At 67.4% G+C, this 22,833-nt stretch carries 23 protein-coding genes; 9 read left to right on the top strand and 14 right to left on the bottom strand.

The annotated features are described in order from the left end of the window. The 3 genes from E3C22_RS23825 to E3C22_RS23815 all read right to left on the bottom strand — a co-directional run. Positions 1–961: cache domain-containing protein (locus tag E3C22_RS23825; RefSeq protein ID WP_134764388.1), on the bottom strand; the 961-nt coding region annotated here is incomplete at its 3' end. 221 nt (positions 962–1,182) lie between these two features. Continuing rightward, positions 1,183–2,922, bottom strand: a complete 1,740-nt coding sequence (locus E3C22_RS23820) for a methyl-accepting chemotaxis protein (RefSeq protein ID WP_134764387.1) — start codon at positions 2,920–2,922, stop codon at positions 1,183–1,185. 15 nt (positions 2,923–2,937) lie between these two features. Then, complete coding sequence (locus tag E3C22_RS23815) at positions 2,938–3,249, bottom strand: hypothetical protein (protein ID WP_134764386.1); 312 nt, start codon at positions 3,247–3,249, stop codon at positions 2,938–2,940. 403 nt (positions 3,250–3,652) lie between these two features. Here E3C22_RS23815 and E3C22_RS23810 point away from each other — a divergent pair, with 403 nt between their 5' ends. After that, a complete protein-coding gene (locus tag E3C22_RS23810; RefSeq protein ID WP_134764392.1) occupies positions 3,653–4,135 on the top strand; it encodes a MarR family winged helix-turn-helix transcriptional regulator in 483 nt (160 codons plus the stop codon). 11 nt (positions 4,136–4,146) lie between these two features. Continuing rightward, positions 4,147–5,862 carry a thiamine pyrophosphate-requiring protein gene (locus tag E3C22_RS23805; protein WP_134764385.1) on the top strand — a complete coding sequence of 572 codons (1,716 nt, stop codon included), beginning with the start codon at positions 4,147–4,149 and terminating at the stop codon, positions 5,860–5,862. A gap of 106 nt (positions 5,863–5,968) precedes the next feature. On the opposite strand, the gene E3C22_RS23800 is transcribed toward E3C22_RS23805, so the two are convergent. Genes E3C22_RS23800 through E3C22_RS23780 form a run of 5 tightly spaced genes read right to left on the bottom strand, consistent with a single transcriptional unit; the run spans position 5,969 to position 10,589 of the window. Beyond that, positions 5,969–6,673 (bottom strand): ABC transporter ATP-binding protein, encoded by a 705-nt coding sequence (locus E3C22_RS23800; protein ID WP_134764384.1) that lies wholly within the window; start codon positions 6,671–6,673, stop codon positions 5,969–5,971. After that, entirely contained in the window at positions 6,670–7,386 is a 717-nt protein-coding gene (locus E3C22_RS23795; RefSeq protein ID WP_134764383.1) for an ABC transporter ATP-binding protein, read from the bottom strand. Before E3C22_RS23795 ends, E3C22_RS23800 begins: the two co-directional genes overlap by 4 nt. Next, the gene (locus E3C22_RS23790; protein ID WP_134764382.1) at positions 7,383–8,411 is read right to left on the bottom strand and encodes a branched-chain amino acid ABC transporter permease; all 1,029 of its coding nucleotides are present in this window, start codon (positions 8,409–8,411) and stop codon (positions 7,383–7,385) included. The genes E3C22_RS23795 and E3C22_RS23790 overlap by 4 nt, the downstream gene beginning before the upstream one ends. A 3-nt stretch (positions 8,412–8,414) precedes the next feature. Beyond that, complete coding sequence (locus E3C22_RS23785) at positions 8,415–9,287, bottom strand: branched-chain amino acid ABC transporter permease (protein ID WP_134764381.1); 873 nt, start codon at positions 9,285–9,287, stop codon at positions 8,415–8,417. 18 nt (positions 9,288–9,305) lie between these two features. After that, positions 9,306–10,589, bottom strand: a complete 1,284-nt coding sequence (locus E3C22_RS23780; RefSeq protein ID WP_167591888.1) for an ABC transporter substrate-binding protein — start codon at positions 10,587–10,589, stop codon at positions 9,306–9,308. Between the two features lie 326 nt (positions 10,590–10,915). Here E3C22_RS23780 and E3C22_RS23775 point away from each other — a divergent pair, with 326 nt between their 5' ends. The 4 genes from E3C22_RS23775 (at position 10,916) to E3C22_RS23760 (ending at position 14,879) form a co-directional block, all read left to right on the top strand. Continuing rightward, positions 10,916–11,674 carry an SDR family NAD(P)-dependent oxidoreductase gene (locus E3C22_RS23775; protein ID WP_134764379.1) on the top strand — a complete coding sequence of 253 codons (759 nt, stop codon included), beginning with the start codon at positions 10,916–10,918 and terminating at the stop codon, positions 11,672–11,674. 250 nt (positions 11,675–11,924) lie between these two features. After that, positions 11,925–12,968, top strand: coding sequence for a TRAP transporter substrate-binding protein (locus E3C22_RS23770; RefSeq protein ID WP_134764378.1), 1,044 nt, complete (start codon positions 11,925–11,927; stop codon positions 12,966–12,968). Continuing rightward, positions 12,965–13,549, top strand: coding sequence for a TRAP transporter small permease (locus E3C22_RS23765; RefSeq protein WP_245515170.1), 585 nt, complete (start codon positions 12,965–12,967; stop codon positions 13,547–13,549). Before E3C22_RS23770 ends, E3C22_RS23765 begins: the two co-directional genes overlap by 4 nt. A 7-nt stretch (positions 13,550–13,556) precedes the next feature. Further along, positions 13,557–14,879: a TRAP transporter large permease gene (locus E3C22_RS23760; protein WP_134764377.1), complete on the top strand. Its 1,323-nt coding sequence runs from the start codon at positions 13,557–13,559 to the stop codon at positions 14,877–14,879. A 130-nt stretch (positions 14,880–15,009) separates the two neighbouring features. Here the strand turns inward: E3C22_RS23760 and E3C22_RS23755 are convergent, their stop codons facing one another. Then, entirely contained in the window at positions 15,010–15,444 is a 435-nt protein-coding gene (locus E3C22_RS23755; protein ID WP_134764376.1) for an OsmC family protein, read from the bottom strand. 263 nt (positions 15,445–15,707) lie between these two features. Here E3C22_RS23755 and E3C22_RS23750 point away from each other — a divergent pair, with 263 nt between their 5' ends. The 3 genes from E3C22_RS23750 to E3C22_RS23740 all read left to right on the top strand — a co-directional run bounded on the left by E3C22_RS23750 (position 15,708) and on the right by E3C22_RS23740 (position 18,321). Further along, positions 15,708–16,661, top strand: coding sequence for a tyrosine recombinase XerC (locus tag E3C22_RS23750; protein WP_134764375.1), 954 nt, complete (start codon positions 15,708–15,710; stop codon positions 16,659–16,661). A 169-nt stretch (positions 16,662–16,830) separates the two neighbouring features. After that, positions 16,831–17,946, top strand: coding sequence for a TraB/GumN family protein (locus E3C22_RS23745; protein WP_167591887.1), 1,116 nt, complete (start codon positions 16,831–16,833; stop codon positions 17,944–17,946). Positions 17,947–17,994: 48 nt separating this feature from the next. Next, positions 17,995–18,321, top strand: a complete 327-nt coding sequence (locus tag E3C22_RS23740; protein WP_134764373.1) for a hypothetical protein — start codon at positions 17,995–17,997, stop codon at positions 18,319–18,321. Positions 18,322–18,693: 372 nt separating this feature from the next. On the opposite strand, the gene E3C22_RS23735 is transcribed toward E3C22_RS23740, so the two are convergent. From E3C22_RS23735 to E3C22_RS23715, 5 genes are all read right to left on the bottom strand, one after another. Next, entirely contained in the window at positions 18,694–19,620 is a 927-nt protein-coding gene (locus E3C22_RS23735) for a class II glutamine amidotransferase (RefSeq protein ID WP_134764372.1), read from the bottom strand. 120 nt (positions 19,621–19,740) lie between these two features. Then, entirely contained in the window at positions 19,741–20,364 is a 624-nt protein-coding gene (coaE, locus tag E3C22_RS23730) for a dephospho-CoA kinase (protein ID WP_134764371.1), read from the bottom strand. Then, positions 20,361–20,789: a Cif family virulence factor gene (locus E3C22_RS23725; protein ID WP_134764370.1), complete on the bottom strand. Its 429-nt coding sequence runs from the start codon at positions 20,787–20,789 to the stop codon at positions 20,361–20,363. Before E3C22_RS23725 ends, coaE begins: the two co-directional genes overlap by 4 nt. A gap of 2 nt (positions 20,790–20,791) precedes the next feature. Continuing rightward, positions 20,792–21,769: a shikimate dehydrogenase gene (locus E3C22_RS23720; protein WP_134764369.1), complete on the bottom strand. Its 978-nt coding sequence runs from the start codon at positions 21,767–21,769 to the stop codon at positions 20,792–20,794. Then, complete coding sequence (locus tag E3C22_RS23715; protein ID WP_134764368.1) at positions 21,762–22,361, bottom strand: Maf-like protein; 600 nt, start codon at positions 22,359–22,361, stop codon at positions 21,762–21,764. The genes E3C22_RS23720 and E3C22_RS23715 overlap by 8 nt, the downstream gene beginning before the upstream one ends. Positions 22,362–22,833: the final 472 nt, after the last annotated feature.

Here is a 22,833-nt window from a genome sequence, read left to right as displayed (position 1 = left end):
ATTCCGGCGCGACCTTGCCCGCCATGCGGACCGTCAGGTCGCCCGAGGACAGACGATCGAAGCTTGCGTCGACGACGCCCATGAAGGCTCTGAGATCCTCGGCCTTGGCGTGTTCGAGATCGGCCTGGCGCTGCTTCGCCTCCGCCTCGGAAACCCGGGCGGTCTCGGCATCGGTCTCCAGCCGGTCGCGCTCGATCGCCTGTTCCTTGAACACCTGCACCGCACCGGCCATCTGGCCGATCTCGTCCTTGCGGCCGACGGCCGGGATCGCGGCACTCTTGTCGCCGGCGGCGAGCCTGCGCATCGCCTCGGTCATCTGGTTGATCGGCCGCGAGATCGAGCGGGCGAGCGGCACGGCGCAGGCGACCAGAACGGCGAGCAGCAGGGCAGACCAGATCAGCGTCTTGTAGACCTGGCCCATGAACTGCTCTTCGAGGTCGTCGACATAGAGACCTGCAGCGACGGTCCAGTCCCAGGGCCCGAAGAGCTGAGCATAGGAAAGCTTCTGGGAGAGGCCGTCGCCCTTGAGGCGTGCGCGGTAATAGGGCGTGAAGCCGCCGCCCTTGTGGGCGTTCTCGACCATTTCCCGGTTGTAGAAGCGGCCGGTCGGATCCTTCGAGGTGAAGGCATCGGTGCCCATCAGCTTGGGATCGGGATGCATCACGCGCTTGCCGTCGGCGCTCATCATGAAGAGGTAGTCGTTGTCGCCGAAGCGGATCGGCAGCGCCGCTTCGCGGGCGCGGTCCTGGGCCTGCTGCAGCGTCATCTCGCCGCTGTCGACCTTGGCCTGGAAACCGGCCAGCATCGAAATCGCGCTGTCGACCTGAGATACGATGAGTGCCTTACGATCCTTCCAGATCGTCTCGTGGAGCGAGTAGAGCTGCAGCGACATCGCCACGATGCTGACGACGGCAGCGACGGCAATGAGCGCGGATAGTTTGCGCGAAATCGAGAAATTCATTGGTCCTGGATCCTGTAGGGAGGGCTGCCGAAGCGCCAGCCATTGCAAATCATTGAATTACAAGTTCGAAAGAAAACTTAATTTTCGCGAGACTTGGCTCGTGAATGGAGGCCTTTCCGTCATCGGCAACCACGTAATGGCGAAAAAAAGGGCGGCCGTCCCGCGACGCGCCGCCCTCCTCTTCATGCTTTTCCAGTCACTTGGCCGCTCGGCCGGACGGCTCAGAACTCCTCCCAGCTGTCCTCCGCGGCAGCCGGCTTCCTCGCCGCGCCGCCGGTGCCGGTGGCCTTCATCTGCGCCACCGGCTTCGGGGCGGGTGCCTTGGGCTGCGCGGCTTTCGCGGAAGCCGGACGCTGTGCCGGCGGGGCCGCTCGGCTGGCTCCGGCGCTGGCGCCATCCTTGACCTTGAACCGCGCGATCGTGTGGGCAAGGTTGTCGGTCTCTGCGGAAAGCGTCTGTGCGGCAGCGGTCGATTCTTCCACCATCGCGGCGTTCTGCTGCGTCACTTTGTCCATCTGGTCGGCAGCGCCGGAAACTTCCCGCAGGCCCGTCGCCTGTTCGCGGGCCGCTTCGGCGATGTTCGCAACGATCCCCGCCATGCCGGCGACCTCGGCGACGATCTCGTCGAGCGACTTGCCCGAAGCGGTGACCAGCTCGACGCCGCGCTCCACCTGCTCGGACGATGCATTGATCAGCGACTTGATCTCCTTCGCCGCTTCCGCCGAGCGCTGGGCCAGCGCACGCACTTCCTGGGCGACGACGGCAAAGCCCTTGCCGGCCTCGCCAGCCCGCGCCGCCTCGACGCCTGCGTTGAGGGCGAGGAGGTTGGTCTGGAAAGCGATCTCGTCGATGACGCCGATGATCTGGGTGATCTGCTGCGAGGAGGCCTCGATCTGGCTCATCGCGGTGACCGCCTCGGCGACGATCTCGCCGCCCTTCTTCGCCTTCACCGTCGCCGAATCGGCAGTCTTGCGGGCCTGGCCGGCATTGTCGGCCGTCCGGTTGACGCCGCCGGTCACCTCGCCGAGGGCCGCGACGGTTTCCTCAAGGCTCGCCGCCTGCTGCTCGGTGCGGTGGGCGAGGTCGTTGGACGCCACGGTGATCTCGTTGAGGCCCATGCGGATGGTGCCGACAGTGCCGAAGACCTTGCCGATGGCTTCCTCGAGGACCTCCACCGAGGTGTTGAACTTCTCCTGGATCGGCTGAAATTCCGGCGCGACCTTGCCCGCCATGCGGACCGTCAGGTCGCCCGAGGAGAGCTGGTCGAAGCTCGCATCGACGAGGCCGATGAAGGCGCGCAGATCCTCGGCCTTGGCGTTGTCGAGAGCGATCTGGCGCTTCTGCTCGGCATCCTGGCGTTCGCGCAGCTCGCTGGCGGTGCGGCCTGCCTTTTCGGCCTCCTCCATGCCGCGCTGGGCGGCAGAGTTCGATTCCGACACCGCGGTGAACATCGCGGTCACCTTCACCGCCAGCCAGATCAGCGCGCCGGCCTCGACGACGAGGATGACCGCATGGATGGCGAGACGCTCGATGTCCGTGCCGCCCGGATAGATCGCCGAGGGCATGATGAAGTTGAGGACGATGTGCTGGACGGCGGTCGCCAGCGCCGCCCCGGCGATCGCCCGCCAGTCGAACAGCGCGCCGATGAGGGCAAGGCCAGCGAAATAGGCCATATGCGCGTCGACCTGGTACTTGCTGCCGTCGAGCGCGGCGACGACCAGCGAGATTTCGGCGACGAAGCCGACCGCGACGACCATCCGCGCATTGGCGCCGGCGCCGTCCTGGCGGCTGAGGAAATAGGCAAGCCCGCCGAGGCCGAGCGAGACGACGAGGGCCGGCCATCCGGCTCCGGCCCTTGCCCAGTCGAGGGCTGCGATGATCGGCGCAGCGACGATCAGGACGATAGCGAGGGAGGCGGTCAGCCTGGCGCGGTGCCGTTCGAGATCCGGGAGGGCGTCCATCAACTCAGTTTCCTGTTAGCGCAAAGTAAAACAACCGAATGGGCGGGCATTCATCACCATCAGCGCCCCGGACTCCCGCAGGCGCCGGGGCAGGTCTTCGTCCTTGAAGACGAGGATCGCCACGGACGACCAGCCGCCGGTATCGATCAGGTCGCCGGCGCTCCCGGCCGAGCGCAGGACCTCTTCCTGCGACCACCAGGGCGGATAGAGCGCCGCGACACCGGCATCCTTGCCGAAGGTCGGGCCGGGCATCGAGGCGACCAGTCCGACGAGGCTCGCCGCAAGGGTGCCGAACCAGACGGCGAGGGGTGAGCGTGCTGCCTTCACTTGCGCCTTCAGCCAGCGGATCGTCCGGGTGGTGGAATGTCGAGGACAAGCAATAGGCGGCAGAGATTTCCATCGTGTTAATGCAAGTGTTTGTTGCATACGAAAATACTTCGCAGCTGCAGCATCGGCGGACTGATCTTATCCGGGGGATACTATTCGCCTGCAAGAGTGCTGCCCGGGCCGGCGGCTTACGCGAATATGCCGTCACGGCATGGCGCCTCCCCGCCCCTCGCGGGCAGACACCGACAAATTCTGGGATGACCCGCGCATCCGTCTGCCATCGGATCGCCGTGATGATCGTTTGATCTAAAACTAGTTGCGGGCAAAATGGCAGTGAACTATCATTTGCGCCGGAAAGGCGGGTGACGCCTTTCCGCTTCGGGAGCGATACCAACCGGTGACCATGTCAGCCACGACGAAGAGCCGCGGATCGGAGGTCGCACGCCCGAAGACCCAGCCCGTCACGCTCGGCCAGCTCGACAACTACATCGCCTTTCACCTCCGCCTGGCGCAGAACGCCTCGTTCAACGCCTTCAAGCGCAAGGCCGGCGAGGCGGATCTGAGGCCCGGGCGTTTCGCGGTCATGGCGATCATCGAGGGCAATCCCGGCATCACGCCGCTGGCGCTCAGCCGGGCCAGCGGGCGCGACAAGTCGACGATCACGCCGGTGCTTCGCGGCCTCGAGCGGGACGGGCTGATCGCCCGCAGCAGGATCGAGGCGGACAGGCGCAGCCATGCGCTGTTCCTCACCCCGGCGGGCGAGGCGATGCTGCAGACGCTGACCGAGGCGGCCGCCGAGCACGACCGGGAGCTCGACGCGATCGTCGGCGACAAGAAACACGAGCTGATCGCGCTGCTGCGCCGCATCGTCGCGACGCTCGACTGAAGAGAGATGGCATGTACACCACCAGCACCGCCTTTCTCGAGGCGCTGATCGAAGCCGGCGTCAGCCACATCTTCGCAAATTTCGGCAGCGACCATCCCGGGCTGATCGAGGCGATCGCCAAGGCGCGGGCTGAGGGCCGGCCGATTCCGCGGGTGATCACCTGCCCGAACGAGATGGCCGGAATGAGCGCGGCTCAGGGCTTCGCCCAGGTGTCCGGAAAGGCGCAGGCCGTCGTCGTGCATGTCGAATGCGGCACTCAGGCGCTCGCCGGCGCCGTCCACAACGCTGCGAAGGGCCGGGCGCCGGTGCTGATCTTCGCCGGTGCCTCGCCCTTCACCCAGGAAGGCGAGATGACCGGCAGCCGCAACGAGTTCATCCAGTGGATCCAGGACGTCCACGACCAGCGCGGCATCGTCCGCGGCTACATGAAATACGACAACGAGATCCGCACCGGCCGCAACGTCAAGCAACTGGTGCACCGGGCAATGCAGTTCGCCGCCTCCGAGCCGCGCGGGCCGGTCTATCTGATGGGCGCGCGCGAGGTGATGGAGGAGGAACTCCAAGCCCCGGTGACGATCGACCCCGAGGCCTGGCGGCCGCTCGGATCCCAGGCGCTTCCCGAGGCGGCGATCGGCAGCATTCTCGACGCCATTGCCGCCGCCCGCCGGCCGCTGCTCGTCACCTCCTATGTCGGCCGCAACCCGGCCGCGGTGCCGGAGCTCGTCAAGTTCTGCGAAAGCCTCGGCATCGGCGTCGTCGAGTCGGTGCCGAACGCCATGAACTTTCCCCACGACCACCCGCTCTATCTCGGCAACCAGTGGAACGAGCCGCGCCAGAACGAGGCGCTGGCGGAAGCCGACGTGATCCTCGTCGTCGACAGCGACGTGCCCTGGATCCCGACGGTCAGCCGGCCGGCCGAGGGCGCGACGATCATCCATCTCGACGTCGACCCGCTGAAGCAGGCGATGCCGCTCTGGTATATCGGCGCCAAACACGCCTTCCGCACCGATGCCGCCACGGCCTTCGCCCAGCTCAACGCGGCGCTGGCGAAAAACCCCGCCGAGCCGGGTGCCGTCGCGCAGCGCAAGGCCCATTACGGCGACGCCAGCAAGGCCCGTCGTGAAAGGCTTCAGGCGCTCGAGGTCGGCGATCCGGGGCTGATCACGCCGGAATTCGTCACCGCCATCGTCCGCCGCCACATCGACGACGAGACCATCGTACTCAACGAGGGGATCACCAACTACCCGACGATCTTCAATCACATGGCGATGACCAGGCCGGGCTCGATCTTCACCTCCGGCGGCGGCTCGCTCGGCTGGAACGGCGGCGCGGCGATCGGCGCCAAGCTGGCGGCGCCGGAAAAGACCGTCGTCGCGCTGACCGGCGACGGCTCCTACATGTTCTCGGTCCCCTCCAGCGTCCACTGGATGGCGGCGAAGTATCAGACGCCGTTCCTGCAGGTGGTCTACAACAATCGCGGCTGGAAGGCGCCGCGCTTCTCGGCCCTCGGCGTCCACCCGGACGGCTACGCGGCCCGCGCCAACGACATCGACGTCAGCTTCGATCCGCCGCCGCTCTATGCCGACATCGCGGCGGCCGCCGGCGGCGCCCATGCAAGGCGCGTGGAACGGCCGGAGGAGGTCGAGGCGGCGGTGGCGGAAGCCTTCGACATCGTCCGCAATAAGGGCCGCTCGGCGGTGCTCGACGTCTGGCTGTCGCATCTTTGAGAAGGAGTGCCGGGCGTCAGAGCGCCGGGCGTCCAGTTGGACGCTCATAGGACGCTTTCAACGCGCGTGCGACTTCGCGCCGGCCTGTCGCGCCAGGTTGCGCCGATCAGGCCGACAGGCTGAGATAGGCCTCTTCGAGGAGCCGCGGATTGGCCTTCAGCTCGGCGGGCTCGCCGGAAAAGCGGATGCGGCCGCGATTGATGACATAGGCGTGGTCGGCGATCTCCAGAGCGAGATGGGTGAACTGCTCGATCAGAAGCACGCCCACGCCGCCCCGCGCCGCGGTTTCGACGACGCCCATCAGCCGCCTGACGATCACCGGCGCAAGACCCAGCGACATTTCGTCGGCCAGCAGGAATTTCGGCCGGCAGACCAGCGCCTGGGCCAGCGCCAGCATCTGCTGCTGGCCGCCCGAAAGCGTGTCGGCGGGCCGCTCGGCAAGCGCCGAAAGCTCCGGAAAGATCGCCGTGGCGCGCTCGAAGCCGCCGTCGGCCTTCGGGGCAGCGACGCGGATGTTATCGCGCACACTGAGGCGGGTCAGCACCCGGTGCCCCTCCGGCACGGCGGCGATGCCGGCGCGGCGGATGCGGTCCGGCGGCAGCCCGCCGATGGCGCCGCCGTCGAGGTGGATGGTGCCGCTTGCGATCGGCAGGAGCCCGGCCAAAGCGAGGACGAGGCTGCTCTTGCCGGCACCGTTCGGCCCGAGCAGGGCAACGATCCGGCCGCTTTCGAGCCGCATCGACAGGTCGAAGAGGACGGTCCTGCCGCCGCGGGCGACCGACAGGCCGTCGATCGAAAGGGCACTCGTCATGCTGCCTCCTTGAGACCGAGATAGGCCGCCTTCACCTTCGGATCGCGCAGCACCTCGCCGGTCGGCCCGAAGGCCAGCCTGCGGCCGAAATCGAGCACCAGCGTCGAGCGGCAGATCGCCGCGATGAGATCGACGTCGTGGTCGATCAGCACGACCCGCGCGCCGCAGGTTTCGGGAATCGCGACGAGGATGTCGCGCAGCGCCGCCGCCTCGTTCGGCTGCAGGCCGGCAGCCGGCTCGTCGAGAAGAACGACCTTCGGCGATCCGGCGACGATCTTGGCGATCTCCACCTGCCGCCGGCGGTAGAGGTCCATGCCGGCGCAGAGCAGCCGGCCCTGGTCGGCAAGACCGACGAAGGCGAGCGCCCGCTCCACCGCCGCAGTCTTTTCCCGCGGCTTCATGGTCAGCGCGTCGAGCATCACCCGGACGTTGTCGGCGACGGTGAGATCGTCGACCATCTCCTCGGTCTGGAAGGATCGCCTCAGGCCCCAACGCGCCCGCCGGTGTGGCGCCATGGCGAGAAGGTCGGTGCCGAAGGCGGTGAGGCTGCCGGACGCCACCGGCACGAAGCCGGAAAAGGCGTTGAGCAGCGTCGTCTTGCCAGCGCCGTTCGGGCCGATGACGCCGACGATGGGGTCGTCCAGCCTCGCGCTGAGGCCGTCGAGAGCCCGCACGCCGCCGAACGAGACCGAGAGATCGCGGATCTCGATCATCGCCGTCCCCCCAGGCGGATCAGCCTGCCGAAGAGGCCGAAGAGCTGCCCGGCGATGCCGGTCGGCGCGGTGATCAACGCATGCAGGAGCGCCGCGCCGAAGATCAGGAAGGCGATGTCGCCGTCGACGCCGACATCGTTGAGCAGCGCCGGCACAGCCCGAAACAGGAGACCGGTGATCGCCTGGCCGAGAAAGGCATAGGCGCCGCCGACGAGGGTCAGCGCGAACAGCATGACGGAATCGGCAGCAGGAAAGCTGCGAGCGTCGAGGACGCCGATGGTTGCCGCCAGCAAGCCGCCGGCAACGCCTGCGACGAAGCCGGCCAGAGCGAAGGCGGCGAGCTTGTAGAAGGCGACGCTCACCCCGGCGGCCATCGCCGAGGCCTCGCTCTTGCGGATCAGCGCCCAGGCGCGGCCCGCCCGCGACCTGCGGCAGGCCTCGATGGCCAGGAAGCAGAGCACCGCGACCGCCACGACATAGCGGAACATCGCGGCGTCGGTGGTCGCAAGCAGCGGCCGCGGCATGAAGGCGGGAGCGCTGCGGCTGACGCCGAGCCAGCCCTCGCCGCCATTCGGGAACTGCGTCGCGGTAATGAAGATCTGGAAGGCGGCGGCGGCCATCAGCGTCACCAGCGCGAAATAGAGCCCGCGCATGCGCAGCGCCGGCAGTCCGAGCAGCGCCCCGACGATCGCGGCGGCAAGGCCGCCCGCCAGCATGTCGATCTCGAAGGGCAGCCCGGTCGCATGCCACATCTTCAGCGTCACCCAGCCGCCGACGCCGACGAGCGCCACCTGCATCAGCGAGACGAGGCCGAGCCGGGCGTAGAGCAGCGCGACGCCGGAGGCCGCGAGGCCGTAGATCGCCGCGGAGATCAGCACCTTCAGCCAGAGCGAGCCGAGCACCTCAGGCACGATGCCGAAGACGAGGGCCGCGGTGGCGACGAGGCCGGCAAGGCGGATAAGGCGCAGTGTCCCGGTCCCGTCGGTCCCGGCGGCGGATTGCTGGCGGGCTTCGAGCGCCGACATCGGCTAGTCCCGGCCGGCGAAGGTCAGCCGGCGATGGCGCTGATACCAGAGCATCAGCAGTGCGGCGACGACGAAGGGCGCCGCCGCGCGGAACGGCGCCACCGGCCGGATCAGCGTCGCCATCGATTCCACCACGCCGATCGTCAGGCCGCCGGCAAGCGTCAGCATCAGCGATTCCAGCCGGCCGACAATGGCTGCGGCAACGGCCGGGATCACCAGGAAGGTCAGCACCGTCGGGTTCAGCCGCACGAGATCGGCGAACATCATGCCGGAGAAGCCGGCGATGACGCCACTGATCCCCCAGGCGACGGTCTCGACCGAAACCACGGGAACGCCGAGCACCGCGGCAAGATCGCGGTCGTTGGCGAGGGCCCGCATCCTCAGGCCAGTTTGCGTCGCGGCGAGGAACAGGGCGACCGCCAGTGTCACCAGGACGGCGGCGAGGAGGGCGATCAGCCGGGTACCGGTGACCCGCATGCCGAGGATCGAAAGGCCGATTGCGTCCGTCGCGAGGGTCAGCCGGCGCGGCGCCTCGACCCAGGAGAAATTCATCAGCGACAGGATCATAATCGCAAAGCCGAGGGTCGCCACCGCCCGCACGACCGGCTCGCGGAACGACAGATGCGGGGCGATCAGCCGGCCGTAGGCGAGTGACAGGAGCGTCGCCGTGCCGATCGCCGCCAGCCAGCCGATCGCTTCCGGGCAGCCATACTGCATCAGCTGCCAGGCGATCATCGCCCCGGCCGCACCGATCGCGCCATAGGCGAGGTTGAGGACGCCGGTCGCGCGGCAGAGGATCACCAGACCGACGCCGGACAGAGCGTAGATCGCCCCGACCGCGAGACCGTTGACGAGGAACAGGCCGTAAGCGCCCATCGGCGGATCTCCCCGCGCTCAGTTCGCGCCGGTCATGCCCTGGCTCTTCTCCATCGCCAGAATGTCCTCGAACATGCCGCCCTTCGCCTCGAAGCAGTCGGCCACCACCTCGAAGCCGGTGGACTTGATGACCAGCTCGACGCCGGCATGGTTCGGCTGGTGGGAGGCGGCCTCGCCGAAATACCACGGCGAGCAGAGAAGGTCGGTGCGATAGTTCTTCACCGCCTTGAGGGCCTTGGTGACGTTGTCGCGGTCGATCTCTTCCGGCTTCATCTCCATCAGCGTGTCGACGAGGATGTTGGCCGAGACGAAGCCAGCCTGGCTGAAGGTGTCGCGGGGATCCTCGGGCCGGGCGAAGGCGTCCATCACCTCCCGCCAGCGCTTGGCGTCGGGGCCGTCGCGATCCCACGGCGTCAGCTCGGCATTGATGTAGATCTTGCCGTCCCAGTAGTCGCCGAGCGCCTCGGGCACGCCCTCCTTGTAGAGCGGCGTCGGCGCGATCCAGTTGTACTGGTCGCGCAGGCCCTGCTCCTCCGCTGCCTTGAAGAAGGCGACGCCGAGATTGGCCGGGAGGCTCACCAGCATGGTGTCGGCCCCGGTCGCGACCGCTTCCAGCAGCACGGCGGTCAGGTCCGCCGAGCCGGGATCGAACAGCACGGGCACGCCCTCGAGCCCCTGGTCGGCGAGCCAGCGATCGGTCTGGTCGCAGGACCAGACGCCGTTGGAGGGAATGTTCAGCGCGATACAGGCGACCTTCTTGGTGCCGAGATTGTCGATCGCCCACTGGGCGGTGAGGATGTTGCTCGGCACCGGGCCCTGGTTGGTGGAGGCGATATTGCGCGCCTCGAAACATTCGCGCACCGCGCAGGCGGACGCGACGACCGCGACGTTCTCGTCTTCGTAGAGCTTGGCGTTGACCGTCATCTCGACGAAGCTGCCATTGCCGACGAGGGCGACCACCTTGTCGTCCTTGACCAGCTTCGAGGCGACCTGCGAGGCGGTTTCCGGGCTCCACTGGTCGTCCTCGACGCGAAAGTCGATCGGTCGGCCGTTGATGCCGCCATTGGCGTTGACGCATTTGAAATAGGCTCTCGCGGCGTCGGCCCCGGCGCTGAAATCGTCCGGGCCGGTCTCGCCGACCACCGAGCCGATGAGGATCGGCCTGCCGTCCGCCGCCTGGCCTGTGCCGAGGCCGCATTTCGGTGCGTCGGCCGCATGGGCGGCCCCGCTGGCGAGCGCCGCCAGAAGCGCCCCCGCCGACAAGGAAATCACCGATGAAATCGTGAAAACGCCATTCGCCATCTCGTCCTCCCCGACGCATGGTCCGATTGCGAAATCCCGTCCCCGAACGGAACGGATGCGGCGGGTCCTCAAGAACCGGCCACCAGTCAGCGATGCTTGCGGCGAGACCCGCGCCGGAGCCGGACCCTGCAAAGGGCCGGGACACGGGCGTCGATCCACCACCATAAGGGCCGCCCGACCTTGCGCCGTCCGCGCCTCCCACAACGCCGGACGGCCGAGGATCCCGGCCACGGCCGGACTATACAGAAAGAAGGTTTGGGTGCAAACTAATTCCAGCACAGGTTGACGCCGGGCGGGGGCCGGCGCCGCATGGGGAGGCTCATCCGATGGGATGGCTCGAGGGAAAGGTCTGCCTCGTCACCGGCGGGGCCGGCAGCATCGGCCGCGCCGCCGTCCGGCTGTTTCTGCAGGAAGGCGCCCGGGTTGCCGTCGTCGACCGCATGCCGCTCGAAGCGGAAGCTTTCACGGATGTCGCCGCGCCGGGCCGCATCCTGTCGCTGGTCGCCGACGTCGCCTCTGCGGAAGCGACCGCACGCTACGTCGCGGCGGCGACGGACCGCTTCGGACGGCTCGACGTCCTGTTGTCCAACGCCGGCAATTTCGGCACCGTCGGGCCGATCGCCAGCTATCCGGACGAGGTCTTCGACGCGGTGCAGGCGGTCCACGTCAAGGGTGCCTATCTCGCCTGCAAGCACGCCGTGCCGGTGATGAACGACGGCGGCAGCATCGTCATCACCTCCAGCGTCGCCGGGTTGCGGGGCGATGCCGGCGTCTACGCCTACATCACCGCCAAGCATGCCCAGGTCGGGCTGATGCGATGCCTCGCCAAGGAGCTCGCGCCGCGCCGCATCCGGGTCAACACCATCCATCCCGGACCGATCGACAATTCGTTCCAGAAGGCCGTCGAGGAGGGCTTCACCGCGGCGACCGGCGAGGACGGCACCGCCTTCTTCAACGCCATGATCCCGCTCGCCCGCCACGGCACCGCAGAGGAAATCGCCCGGTCGGTGCTCTATCTCGCTTCCGATCAGAGCAGCTTCACCACCGGCACGACGCTGATGGTCGACGGCGGCATGAGCGCCTGAACCCCGTGGCGACAGCCACTCGGAATGCAGCCCACAGGTCGCGCAGGCAGACCGCGGAGCGGGCGAGAATCTGCATCCGGTCCTCAGCCGGGGATGGAAATCGATCGAGCGGCATGCCAAACTAGTTGGTGACAAAACGATCTTCGCGGAGGTGGCGGGCAATTGCGGCTGGGAGGCCGCCCGCTTCTTCCCGAAAGGCCGGCGTCGCCATAAGGGCTGGTGCCGGGATCGGACCTGAGGAGGACTTTTGATGACATTGAAACGCAGAGAGTTTCTCGTGGCGGGTGCCGGCGTCCTCGCGATGCCGGCGCTGATGCGCAGGAGCTGGGCCGCCGAGCCCGAGGTGACGCTGAAGCTGCACCACTTTCTCGGTCCGAAATCACCGGCCCAGACGAAGATGTTCGAACCCTGGGCGCAATCCATCGCCGACGATTCCGATGGCCGGATCAAGATCGAGATCTATCCCTCGATGACCCTCGGCGGCGCGCCGCCGCAGCTGTTTCGTCAGGTGGCCGACGGCGTCGTCGACATCATCTGGATGGTGAACGGCTATACGCCGGGTCTCTTTCCGCGCTCGGAGGTCTTCGAGCTGCCGACGATCTTCACCAACGACATCGCGGCGACGAACCTCGCCATGCGGGAGATGTTCGACGAATATCTCGCGCCGGAATACGAGGCCGTGCACGTCCTCTTCAACCACGTGCATGCCGGGCAGGCCATCCACATGGCCAAGGATCCCGTCCATACGGTGGCCGATACCAAGGGCAAGAAGCTGCGCGTTCCCGGCCCAACCGGCAACGACGTCGTCACCGCCATGGGCGCGACGCCGGTGACCATGCCGGTGCCCGACCTGCCGCAGGCGCTGTCGACCAACGCCGTCGACGGCGCGCTGATTCCCTGGGAGATCATCCCGGCGCTGAAGCTGCAGGACGTCACCAAATATCAGATCGAGGGGCCGGATCGCACGCGCTTCGGCACCACCACCTTCCAGGTCTCGATGAACCGGGGCCGCTGGGAGGCCCTCCCCGACGACCTGAAGGCGGTCTTCGACAAGAACTGTGACGAAGCCTGGCTGAAGAAGGTCGCCGAGATCTGGCGCGCCGCCGACGATCACGGAATCGAGGTGGCGACGAAAGCCGGCAACGAGCACATCGTCCTCTCCGAAGAGGAGATGAAGACCTTCAACGACGCGCTGGCGCCGGTGGTCGACAAGTGGATCGCCGATCACAGCGACTTCGATTCCGCAGCGCTCGTGAAGGCTGCGAAAGCTGCGATCGAAAAGCAAAAGTCGTGATCGAACCGACAAACGACGGCGGGGCGCCGGAGCCCCGCCGCACTTCCGGCATGGCGAGCGCCGCTCGCGCGCTCGCCGCGCTCATCCGCTGGTGGGCGCTCGGCGGCGGCTTCCTGATGTCGGCCATCGCGGTGATGACGGCGCTCAGCGCCCTGTCCAACATCGCCTTCGGCGCCCCCTTCCCGGCCGACTACGAGCTGGTGAAGCATCTCGTTGCGATCGTCATCTTCATGTTCCTGCCCTATTGCCAGCTGGTCGGCGCCAATGTCTCGGTCGATATCTTCACCGAGCAGATGAGCGAGGCGAAGAAGGCGGCGATGGCGCTGTTCTCGGCGATCTTCGCGATCGCCTTCGCGCTGCTGCTGCTGCGCCAGATGTTCCTCGGCATGGTGAGCTACATGCAGTATGTCGAGGTCACTCCGGTCCTCAAGCTGCCCTTGTGGACGGCCTTCCCACCCATTCTCGTCTCGCTGTTTCTCCTGTTCGTCGCCGCTGTCATCAACGTCTTCGACGGCCTGGCGCGGATGCGCGGCCGCCCGGCGCTGATCGACACGAGGGCGACCTCGACGATGATCGAATAGTCCCACCATGCTCGACCCCCTCGTTCTCGGATTCTGTGGCCTGGCGGTGCTGTTCTTCCTGATCGCCGTCAGGGTGCCGATCGCCTATACTATGATCCTCGTCGGCATTGCCGGTACGATCGCCCAGTCGGGTCCGACGGTCCTTCTCTACCAGCTGAAGGACCTCGCCTATTCGCAGTTCTCGAACTACGACCTGTCGGTCCTGCCGATGTTCATCCTGATGGGCGGGCTCGCCTCGCGCTGCGGGCTGTCGCGGGATCTGTTCCGCTGCGCCAATGCCTGGCTGGGGCGCTTCCGCGGCGGCGTCGCGATGGCTGCGATCGCCGCCTGCGCCGGCTTCGGCGCGCTCTGCGGCTCCTCCACGGCAACCGCCTCGACCATGGGCCAGGTCGCCCTGCCGGAACTCAGGCGCTACAGATACTCGCCGGCGCTCGCCACCGGCACGATCGCCGCCGGCGGCACCCTCGGCATCCTGATCCCGCCCTCGGTGGTGCTGATCGTCTATGCGATCATCGTCGAGACCAACATCGTCACGATGTTCGCCGCCGCGCTCATTCCGGGCATCCTGGCGATGCTCCTGTTCATGATCACCATCGCCGTCTATGTCCGGCTGGTGCCGGGCGCCGGGCCCGAGGGCGAGGCGGTCCAACGCCAGGAGCTCCTCGATGCGAGCCTTGCGGTCATTCCCGTCGCGGTGATCTTCGGCGTCGTCATCGGCGGCATCTATGCCGGCATCTACAATCCCACCGCGGCCGGCGCGATCGGCGTCTTTCTCGTCGGGCTCTACGGATTCGCGATGCGGCGGATGAACTGGCAGGCCTTTCTCGATGCGCTGCTCGAGACGGCGCGCACCAGCGGCATGATCTTCCTGATCCTTCTCGGCGCCGAGCTCCTGAAGATCTTCATGGCGAGGGCGGGGGTGCCCCAGGCAGCGGCCGACTTTCTCCAGAACAGCGGCATGACGCCCTACGAGATCCTCGTCCTGATCATCGTGATCTTCCTGATCTTCGGCTGCCTGATGGACTCCCTGTCGATGGTGATCCTCGCCATCCCGTTCTTCTGGCCGGTGATCGCCGGCATCGATTTCGGCCTCGGGCCTGACGAGACCAAGATCTGGTTCGGCATCATCATCCTGGTGGTCGTCGAGCTCGGCCTGATCACCCCGCCGGTCGGGCTCAACGTCTTCATCATCAATTCGCTGTCGCCGGACGTGCCGATGCGCCGGACATTTGCGGGCGTCATGCCGTTCTTCGCCTCGGAGATCGTCCGTGTGGCGCTGCTGGTCGCCTTCCCGGCGATCTCGCTCCTGCTGCCGCGCCTCCTCGGCTGAGGCCCGGCGCGTCCGCCTCGGACAGGCACGTCGGCTCGACGGCTCCCGAAACGAAAACGCCCGCACGGCTGTCTCGCCATGCGGGCTGCATCATCTGCCTTGCCGAAAGGTCGGCCGGATCTGCCGGCGCTCAGACCAGCCTGGCGTCGAGTGTGACCTCGATGGCGGCGAGCGCCTTCGAGACCGGGCAGCCCTCCTTGGCCTTGGCGGTCAGCTCGCCGAACTTGCCCTCGTCGATGCCCGGCACCTTGGCCTCGAGGGTGATGGCGCTCGACTTGATGGCGAAGCCGCCGCCTTCCTGCTCGACGCTGACCACCGCCTTCGCCTTCAGTTCCTCGGCCGGCGTGCCGTTCTCGGCGAGAAAGTGCGACAGCTGCATGGCGAAGCACCCGGCATGGGCGGCGGCGAGCAGCTCCTCCGGATTGGTGCCCGACTTGCCGCTCTCGTCCTCGAAGCGCGCCTTGAAGGAATAGCCGTGATTGTCGAGGGCGCCGGACTGGGTGGTGATCGCGCCGGTGCCGTCGGCAAGGGCACCCTTCCAGACTGCGGTTGCATGGCGTTTCATGAGACTGTCTCCTGAACGGGTTGAAAACGGATTTCAGCCGCCGGCCTCGCCCGCCTCAGCGGTGCGAAGGTCACGGGCGGCCTCGGATGCGGAAGATAGGGCAGGCGAAAGAACCTTCGAAGACGCTTCCAATCGGCCAATGATACGAGCCGGCCACACGAAAGACTCTCTTGACGATTGGATGGTCTGGTGAGTTCGGGCCGCGCCGGACGATGCGCCAAGGGCGGTTCCGGCGGAGTGAGAGGAAGCGAGGTCATTGGAGGATGAGCGATACGATCCTGGTCTTCGCCACCCGCGAACTCCTCGCCGAGAAGGAGGCCTGGCTTTCGACGCTCGCCAATGAGCGCAACGCCAGCTCCCACACCATCGCCGCCTATGAGCGCGATCTCAGGCAGTTCCTGGTGTTCCTCACCGCATACAACGCCCGGCCGGCCGGACTTTCCGACCTCTCCGACCTGAAGGCCGCCGAGCTCAGGGCCTTTCTCGCCGACAGGCGCCGCGAGGGCGCCGGCTCGCGCTCCCTCGGCCGCAATCTCTCGGGGCTGCGCGCCTTCCTCAAACATCTCGAGCGCAAGGGTCTCGCCTCCGCCGCCGGCGCAAGGGCGATGCGCGCGCCCAAGGCTCAGAAGTCGCTGCCGCGCCCGCTGGCCGTCGACGACGCGCTGGAGGTCGCCGAGGAGGCCGGCAGCTTCGCGGTCGAGCCCTGGATCGCCGCCCGCGACGTCGCCGTGCTGACGCTGCTCTATGGCTGCGGCCTGCGCATCTCCGAGGCGCTGACCCTTCCCGGCGACGCGCTCCTCGAGCCGGACGCACGGTCGATGGCGATCACCGGCAAGGGCGGCAAGACCCGCATCGTGCCGCTGCTGCCGGCCATTCATACGGCCATCGGGGATTATCGCAGGCTCTGCCCCTTCGCGCTTTCCGCCGAGGAGCCGCTGTTTCGCGGCGCGCGGGGTGGCCCGCTCCGGCCGCAGATCGTCCAGCGCAACATGGCCCGGCTGCGCGGCGCCCTCGGACTGCCGCCTTCGGCGACGCCCCATGCGCTGCGCCACTCCTTCGCGACGCATCTTCTGGCGGCCGGCGGCGATCTGCGGACGATCCAGGATCTCCTCGGCCATGCCAGCCTTTCGACCACCCAGAACTATACGGCGGTCGACTCCGGCCGGCTGATGTCCATCTATCGCGATGCCCATCCGCGGGCCCGGCGCCGCGGCTGACGGCGCCGGATCCGGCAAGCAGCGGCCGGGTGCGTTAAAGGTGTGTCGGCGGTTTTGGCCATGCGGTCGCTGCAGACGATGCGTAAGGACGAGACCCTTGATCCTGAGTTTTCCGGCACCGGCACGGCGCCTCCTCCGCTCCGCTCCGGCCTTACTGGCCTTAGTGGCCATGACTGCCGCAACGCTGCTGGCGCCTTCGCCGAGCCTTGCGGCAGCCGCCGGATGCAGGGGCGAGAGCTTCCTTCCCGAGCTCCGCGCCGCCGGCAAGATGGAAGCCGTCACGGCGGCGGCAGCGAAGGTCGTCAACGGCGAGGGCCGGTTCTATCGCATCGACAAGGAGGGCCTCGAACCCTCCTATCTTCTCGGCACCATGCATCTCGGCGACCCGCGGATCCTTCGCTTGCCGGCGCCGGTCGAAACGGCTTTCGAAGAAAGCGACCGGCTGGTCATCGAGACGACCGATATCCTCGACCAGATGAAGCTCGCCGGCGCGATCTTCGCCGACCCGTCGCTGACGACGCTGCCCGACGGCCAGACACTCGACGACTATCTCGACCCGGCCGAGAAGGCCGCGCTCGAACGCATGCTCTCGGCCAAGGGCGTACCGCTCCAGGCGGTCGAGCGGCTGCAGCCCTGGTTCCTGTCGAGCGGCTTCATGCTGCCGGCCTGCCTGACGCAGGCCGAAGGCGGCGTGCCCGTCGTTCTCGACACCCGCCTCGCGGTCTTGGCCAGGGAGGATGAGAAGCCCGTCGAGGGGCTGGAAACCGCCATCGAACAGCTGAAGACCATGGCGGCGATCCCGATCAAGGAACAGATGGACGGTTTCGTCGCGATGCTCTCGGCCGAGGACAAGCTCGAGGACGTCTTCGAAACGATGATCGAGCTCTATCTCGGCGAGCACGTCTCCAGCATCATTCCGGCGATCGAGGCCGCCGTCCCGGAGGGCGGCATGATGGTCGGCGCTGGCGAAGGCTACAACAGCTTCGAGGAGAAGGTCATCACCGACCGCAATCTGCGCATGGCCGAGCGGCTTGGGCCTTATCTCAGCCAAGGCAGCACCTTCGTCGCCGTCGGCGCGCTGCATCTGCCGGGCGAGAAAGGCCTCGTCGCGCTGCTGCGCGAGCGCGGCTACAGGCTGACCCGGGTCCCCGCCCCGCCGGTCGCCGTCAAATCCGCAGCCCCGGCGACACCGGCAGATAAGGGCTCACAGCCGGCGGATGGCGAGAGCGACGCAACAGCCGCCGGCGACCACCCGGAAACGCAGGCTGGTGACACCAAGAAGTGATTCCCGCGCCGGCCTGCAGCGCTTGCGCGCAGGCCCGCCTTGGCTAGCATGGCCCACGGCATCGGCCCGAAGATCGGAATCGATTTCCTCAAAGGCACGATGTGGCGATTCAACAGGTTAGAGCGTCCTTCGGGCGTCCAATCGGGCGCCCAGCGCAGCAACGTCGAAACCACAGCCGGAGAATGCGACATGAAAGTCTTTCTCGCCGTGACGACCGCCGCCGGCCTCGCGCTTGCCAGCGCTTCCGGTGCTGCCGCCTGCAACTTTAAGAAGGACACGACGGCCGAGGCGCCGATGACGCCGATCGTCACTGCCGACCAGACCGACGACGCTCCGGCGCCCAAGCTGCCGGCCGGCGACCAGAAGAAGGGCTGACGCCTGCCGCCGGGTCGGGCGCTGGATCGCTCCGACATGATAGGGCTGGTGCCAGTCACGGTTTCGTGAAGGGTTTCACCCCCCTCTGCCTGCCGGCATCTCCCCCTCAAGGGGGGAGATCAGTCGTGCGATTTGCGTCTGCGCAAAAGTCTCATGTCGCAGGTCTGACGATCGAACGCCGAAGGAAGAGGCGAGGCGCTCCCGGAAGGCCGATCTCCCCCCTTGAGGGGGAGACGCCCGGGAGGGCAGAGGGGGGTCGTAACAAAGACCGGCATTCCACATGGGCGTCGCGCATCGCGCCAAATCTCGGCGAACGCCGGCCGCCCCCTCATGAAGCCTTGCCGCGGGCAGGATGCGCTCCCGCGCATTCCCTCAGGCGACCTGGCGCGTGTTTCCTTCAGCGATTTTTCCCCGGCCGGCACTGCCGATCAGCGGTTCGAAGGGCGCGAGGGTCATTCGCCCGTCCGGCCAGGCCGTCAGCATTGAGGACGGCGGCATCGAGTTCCAGCCCTCCTCCCCGTCTTCGCAGGGCTCCGAGGCGATGACCGTACCGGTCGCCGCCGGATCCCCGATCCGCCGCCAGTAGAGCGATGGCGGCCGGCCGTCGTCGGCCCAGCGATAGGCGGTCAGCCGCTCCCCGTCCGCATGGACGGCGGCGAAGCGGATGGCGCCGGCAGCACTCCCAGCGCTCGGCGCCCCGACGCTTGGCGCCCCAATACTCGGTGCCCCGGCGCTTGCCGCCATGTCCCGGCCGGCTCCCAGGCCGGGAGTCGCATCGCGGATCGCCGCGATCGCGGTGAGCGTCTTCGCCAGAGCGTCGCCCGGATCGCCGGCAAGGCCGGCGCCGCAGGCCGCCAGATAGATCGCCTCGGAATCCGTCGATCCCTGGCGCAGATGATAGGCCTCGTCGGGGATCAACGCCTCGATTCTGCGCCGCAACCGGGCATATTCGCCGATCTGGCCGTTATGGGTGAACAGCGACCGTCCGTCGGTAAAGGGGTGGCAGTTCGCCATCGAGACCTCGCCGCCGGTCGCCGCCCTGACATGCGCCATGAACAGCGGCGAGCGGATCTGCCGGCAGAGCGAGACGAGATTGGCGTCGGACCAGGCCGGCACGATCGAGCGGTAGAGTCCCGGCTCGTCGCGCTCGCCATACCAGCCGATGCCGCTGCCGTCGCCATTGACCGGCGTCTTCGCCTGGCGGGCCGCCATCGACTGGGCGATCAGCGAGGAGCGCGGCTCGGTGAGGAGGCTGCCGAGGAAGATCGGCGGGCCGGCATAGGCGAGAAGTCGGCACATGGCAGAAGGACCGGACGGTCGGAGCGAGGACAAAGGAAACGCGGCAGGATCCGGCGATTGTCTGACGCCTTGATGGCGCGGGCCTGACGCGGCGAAGCCGGCGCTCCTTGCTGCTTTCCCTCAGCGCTTCTCGCCGTCGCCCACGGGTGCGGTGCCGCCCCGGGTGCCGATCAGCCGTTCCAGAATCGCCGAAACCTGGCGCCGGGCATCCTCGATGCCGCGGGACGTGTCGACGACGAAATCCGCCCGGCGCCGCTTTTCGGCGTCCGGCAGCTGCTTTTCAAGGATCGCCTGAAACCGCTCCTCGCTCATGCCCGGCCGGGCGAGCACCCGGGCGCACTGTGTCTCGAAGGGCGCCGAGACGACGACGACGTGGTCGCAGCGGGTCTCGCCGCCGGTCTCGTAGAGCAGCGGTATGTCGAGGACGGCGGCCGGCGCGCCGTCGGCGCGGGCCCTGGTCAGGAAATCCGCCTCCGCCTCGCGCACCAGCGGATGGACGATCGCCTCGAGCCGCCGCAGCGCCTCGCCATCGCCGAGAACCCGGTCGGAGAGTTCGGCGCGGTCGACGACACCGTCCTTGACGCTGCCCGGAAACGCTGCCTCGATCGCCGGAGCGGCCTTGCCGGCATAGAGCGCATGAACCGCCGCGTCTGCGGAATGGACCGGCAGCCCGGCCTCGGCGAAGAGTTCCGCCGTGGTCGACTTGCCCATGCCGATCGAGCCGGTCAGGCCGAGGACGATCACCAGAGCGGCGCCTCTTCCTCGTTGATCGCCAGCGCGATCAGCCATTCGCCGGAAAGGTCGTTGCGCCTGAGCGCATAGCGGCAGTCGAACTCCATCGCGACCTCGCCATCCTTGCGCTCCTGCTTCCAGGATAGCGCGACGAAGGCAGCATTGCCGCAGGAGCTCGCCTCGATGACGCGGAATTCCGAATGGGCGATTTCCTCGTTCTCGAAGACGTCGAACAGCGCCTCGACATTTTCGGCGAGCTCGCCGGCATCGGCAAAGACCGTGCCCTTGCCGAGCTGCCAGATCGTTACCGGATAGGCGAAGCAGTCGAGCACCCGGTCGACGTCGAAATCGTCGAAGCCTTCGACATAGCTCTGGAACAGCCGCTCGATCGCCAGCCGGAAGCCGCTCGGCCGGCCCTGTTGGAAAGCCTCGTTCATCGTCACAATCCGCTTTCGATGTCGGCGACGAGCCGCGCCCTCAGCGTCTCGTCGACCGTCGGCCGGCGCTTGAACCAGCGCTCGAAGCCGGGCACGGCCTGATGCAGCAGCATGCCGAGGCCGTCGGCATAAGCAAGGCCGCGCTCTTTCGCGGCAAGAAGCGTCGGTGTCATCAGCGGCGTATAGACGATATCGGTGACGAGAGCGTGGTCGGGCAGCGCCGAAAGGTCGGGCAGCGGCTCGGGAAACCAGTCGGGCGTCTCGTCGTCGGGGTCTTTCTCGGGGACCGGCGTCGTGTTGACCAGAAGGTCCGCCCGTTCGAGAAGCTTTGCCCGCTCCTCCTCGCCATGGGCGGCGATGCGGCCGGGAAACAGCCTGTCGAAACGCGCCGCCAGCGCCTCGGCCCGTCCCATCGTCCGGTTGACGATCTCGACCCGCTCAACCCCGCGCGACAAAAGCGCGTGGACCACCGCCCGCGCCGCGCCGCCGGCGCCGAGCACCACCGTCGTTCCGGCATCGGCCCAGCCGGCCAGCCGCTCGTCGAGATTGGCGGCAAATCCATAGGCATCCGTGTTGCCGCCGACGAGCGCGCCGTCCTCGAACCACAGCGTGTTCACCGCGCCGATCGCCTCGGCGTCGCCGTCACGCCGCTCGACCGCCTCGAAGGCGGCGACCTTGTGGGGGACGGTGACGTTGCCGCCGACGAAGCCCGATTCGCCGAGCGTCTCGAAGAATTCGCCGATTTCCTCCGGCGGGACACCCATGCGGACATAGGAGCCGGGGATCGCGAATTGCTTCAGCCACGCGCCGTGGATTGCCGGCGAGCGGGAATGCCAGACCGGCCAGCCGGTGATGAAGGCCTTCGGGCCCTCCTCATCCTTTGTCCGGTGGTTCGGATCGAAGATCGAGCCCTCACCGCGGGGCCGCTCGGCACCGCTGACATAGGGCTTCGGCGTCCATTCCCCGTTTTCGTCAGCCATCGATCTCTCCCCTCTGCCTCAATTCCTTCAACAGCGGCAGGATCGGCAGGCCGATGATGGTGAAATAGTCGCCGTCGATCGCCTCCATCAGCTGCACGCCCTCCCGCTCGATCTGATAGGCGCCGACGCTGGTCAGCGCCCGCGAGCCGACCGATGCTAAATAGCGGCCGATGAACGCCGGATCGAGCTCGCGCATGGTGATCCGCGCCACGGCCACATGGCGCCAGGTGACGACGCCCTTCTCCACCAGGACGACGGCGCTGTTCAAGGTGTGCGTCTCGCCGGACAGAGAGAGCAGCGTGCGCCGCGCCTCCTCCATATTGGCCGGCTTGTGGAATACCCTGTCGCCGAGCGCCAGGGTCTGGTCGGCGCCGATGACGATCTCGTCCGGATGGCTCTTGGACACGTCGACCGCCTTGGCCTCCGCCAGGACCGAGGCGACGTCCTCCGCCGTGGCGCCGCTGCCAAGGAGCGGCGCCTCGATCGCCCGTTCGTCGAGGTCGCAGGGGCGTACGGTGAAGTCCACGCCGGCATTCTTCAGGAGTTCCCGGCGATGGACGCTGCCGGAAGCGAGCACGATGCCTTTGGGCATGGTTGAGGGCCTTTTTAATCAAATCTTCACGGGTTGGGTGCTTGATGGAGCCGTCCCCTCAGCAAGGCAAGAGGTGACGGATTCGATTCGCTGCCGCGAAGCAAGTGGCTCGGGCGGATACGCCCGGGATTCTCGCCGGCCTGTGGGCCGCTTGGGTGAACGCGCCGACAGCCGGGCCACGCTGCACGCGCCCTGTTCATCGAACCGTCACATATCCACAATCGGCTGCCTCCATCCGCTTGTGGCCGGGCGACAGCGAATCTGTGGCAAAGCCCCGTCAAGCGCCTTTGCAAAACCAACGCCTCGTCCGCAGCCGCCGAAATCGCGACGCGCCCGCCAAGCCTTTCGGATGTCTCGCGGATTTGAGAGCCTCCCCAGACTTCACATCGACGGTCGCGACACCGGATTCGACCGCCGCCTCCAAGTCCCGCGCAGATTGCCCAAATTGGCGCCGGATGTGAATCCCGGCTAT

Origin of the sequence: Jiella endophytica, from assembly GCF_004519335.1 — a bacterium.
In the GTDB taxonomy this organism is placed as follows: Bacteria; Pseudomonadota; Alphaproteobacteria; order Rhizobiales; family Rhizobiaceae; genus Jiella; species Jiella endophytica.
Note: the sequence above shows the minus strand (reverse complement) of the source record. Positions and strands in the feature narration are given on the sequence as shown.

Bases quoted from the DNA above. Each gene is read 5' to 3' on its own strand.
- E3C22_RS23820 (WP_134764387.1), bottom strand. From the start codon at position 2,922: ATGGACGCCCTCCCGGATCTCGAACGGCACCGCGCCAGGCTGACCGCC.
- E3C22_RS23810 (WP_134764392.1), top strand. From the start codon at position 3,653: ATGTCAGCCACGACGAAGAGCCGCGGATCGGAGGTCGCACGCCCGAAG.
- E3C22_RS23805 (WP_134764385.1), top strand. From the start codon at position 4,147: ATGTACACCACCAGCACCGCCTTTCTCGAGGCGCTGATCGAAGCCGGC.
- E3C22_RS23800 (WP_134764384.1), bottom strand. From the start codon at position 6,673: ATGACGAGTGCCCTTTCGATCGACGGCCTGTCGGTCGCCCGCGGCGGC.
- E3C22_RS23795 (WP_134764383.1), bottom strand. From the start codon at position 7,386: ATGATCGAGATCCGCGATCTCTCGGTCTCGTTCGGCGGCGTGCGGGCT.
- E3C22_RS23790 (WP_134764382.1), bottom strand. From the start codon at position 8,411: ATGTCGGCGCTCGAAGCCCGCCAGCAATCCGCCGCCGGGACCGACGGG.
- E3C22_RS23785 (WP_134764381.1), bottom strand. From the start codon at position 9,287: ATGGGCGCTTACGGCCTGTTCCTCGTCAACGGTCTCGCGGTCGGGGCG.
- E3C22_RS23780 (WP_167591888.1), bottom strand. From the start codon at position 10,589: ATGGCGAATGGCGTTTTCACGATTTCATCGGTGATTTCCTTGTCGGCG.
- E3C22_RS23775 (WP_134764379.1), top strand. From the start codon at position 10,916: ATGGGATGGCTCGAGGGAAAGGTCTGCCTCGTCACCGGCGGGGCCGGC.
- E3C22_RS23770 (WP_134764378.1), top strand. From the start codon at position 11,925: ATGACATTGAAACGCAGAGAGTTTCTCGTGGCGGGTGCCGGCGTCCTC.
- E3C22_RS23760 (WP_134764377.1), top strand. From the start codon at position 13,557: ATGCTCGACCCCCTCGTTCTCGGATTCTGTGGCCTGGCGGTGCTGTTC.
- E3C22_RS23755 (WP_134764376.1), bottom strand. From the start codon at position 15,444: ATGAAACGCCATGCAACCGCAGTCTGGAAGGGTGCCCTTGCCGACGGC.
- E3C22_RS23750 (WP_134764375.1), top strand. From the start codon at position 15,708: ATGAGCGATACGATCCTGGTCTTCGCCACCCGCGAACTCCTCGCCGAG.
- E3C22_RS23745 (WP_167591887.1), top strand. From the start codon at position 16,831: ATGACTGCCGCAACGCTGCTGGCGCCTTCGCCGAGCCTTGCGGCAGCC.
- E3C22_RS23740 (WP_134764373.1), top strand. From the start codon at position 17,995: ATGGCCCACGGCATCGGCCCGAAGATCGGAATCGATTTCCTCAAAGGC.
- E3C22_RS23735 (WP_134764372.1), bottom strand. From the start codon at position 19,620: ATGTGCCGACTTCTCGCCTATGCCGGCCCGCCGATCTTCCTCGGCAGC.
- E3C22_RS23725 (WP_134764370.1), bottom strand. From the start codon at position 20,789: ATGAACGAGGCTTTCCAACAGGGCCGGCCGAGCGGCTTCCGGCTGGCG.
- E3C22_RS23720 (WP_134764369.1), bottom strand. From the start codon at position 21,769: ATGGCTGACGAAAACGGGGAATGGACGCCGAAGCCCTATGTCAGCGGT.
- E3C22_RS23715 (WP_134764368.1), bottom strand. From the start codon at position 22,361: ATGCCCAAAGGCATCGTGCTCGCTTCCGGCAGCGTCCATCGCCGGGAA.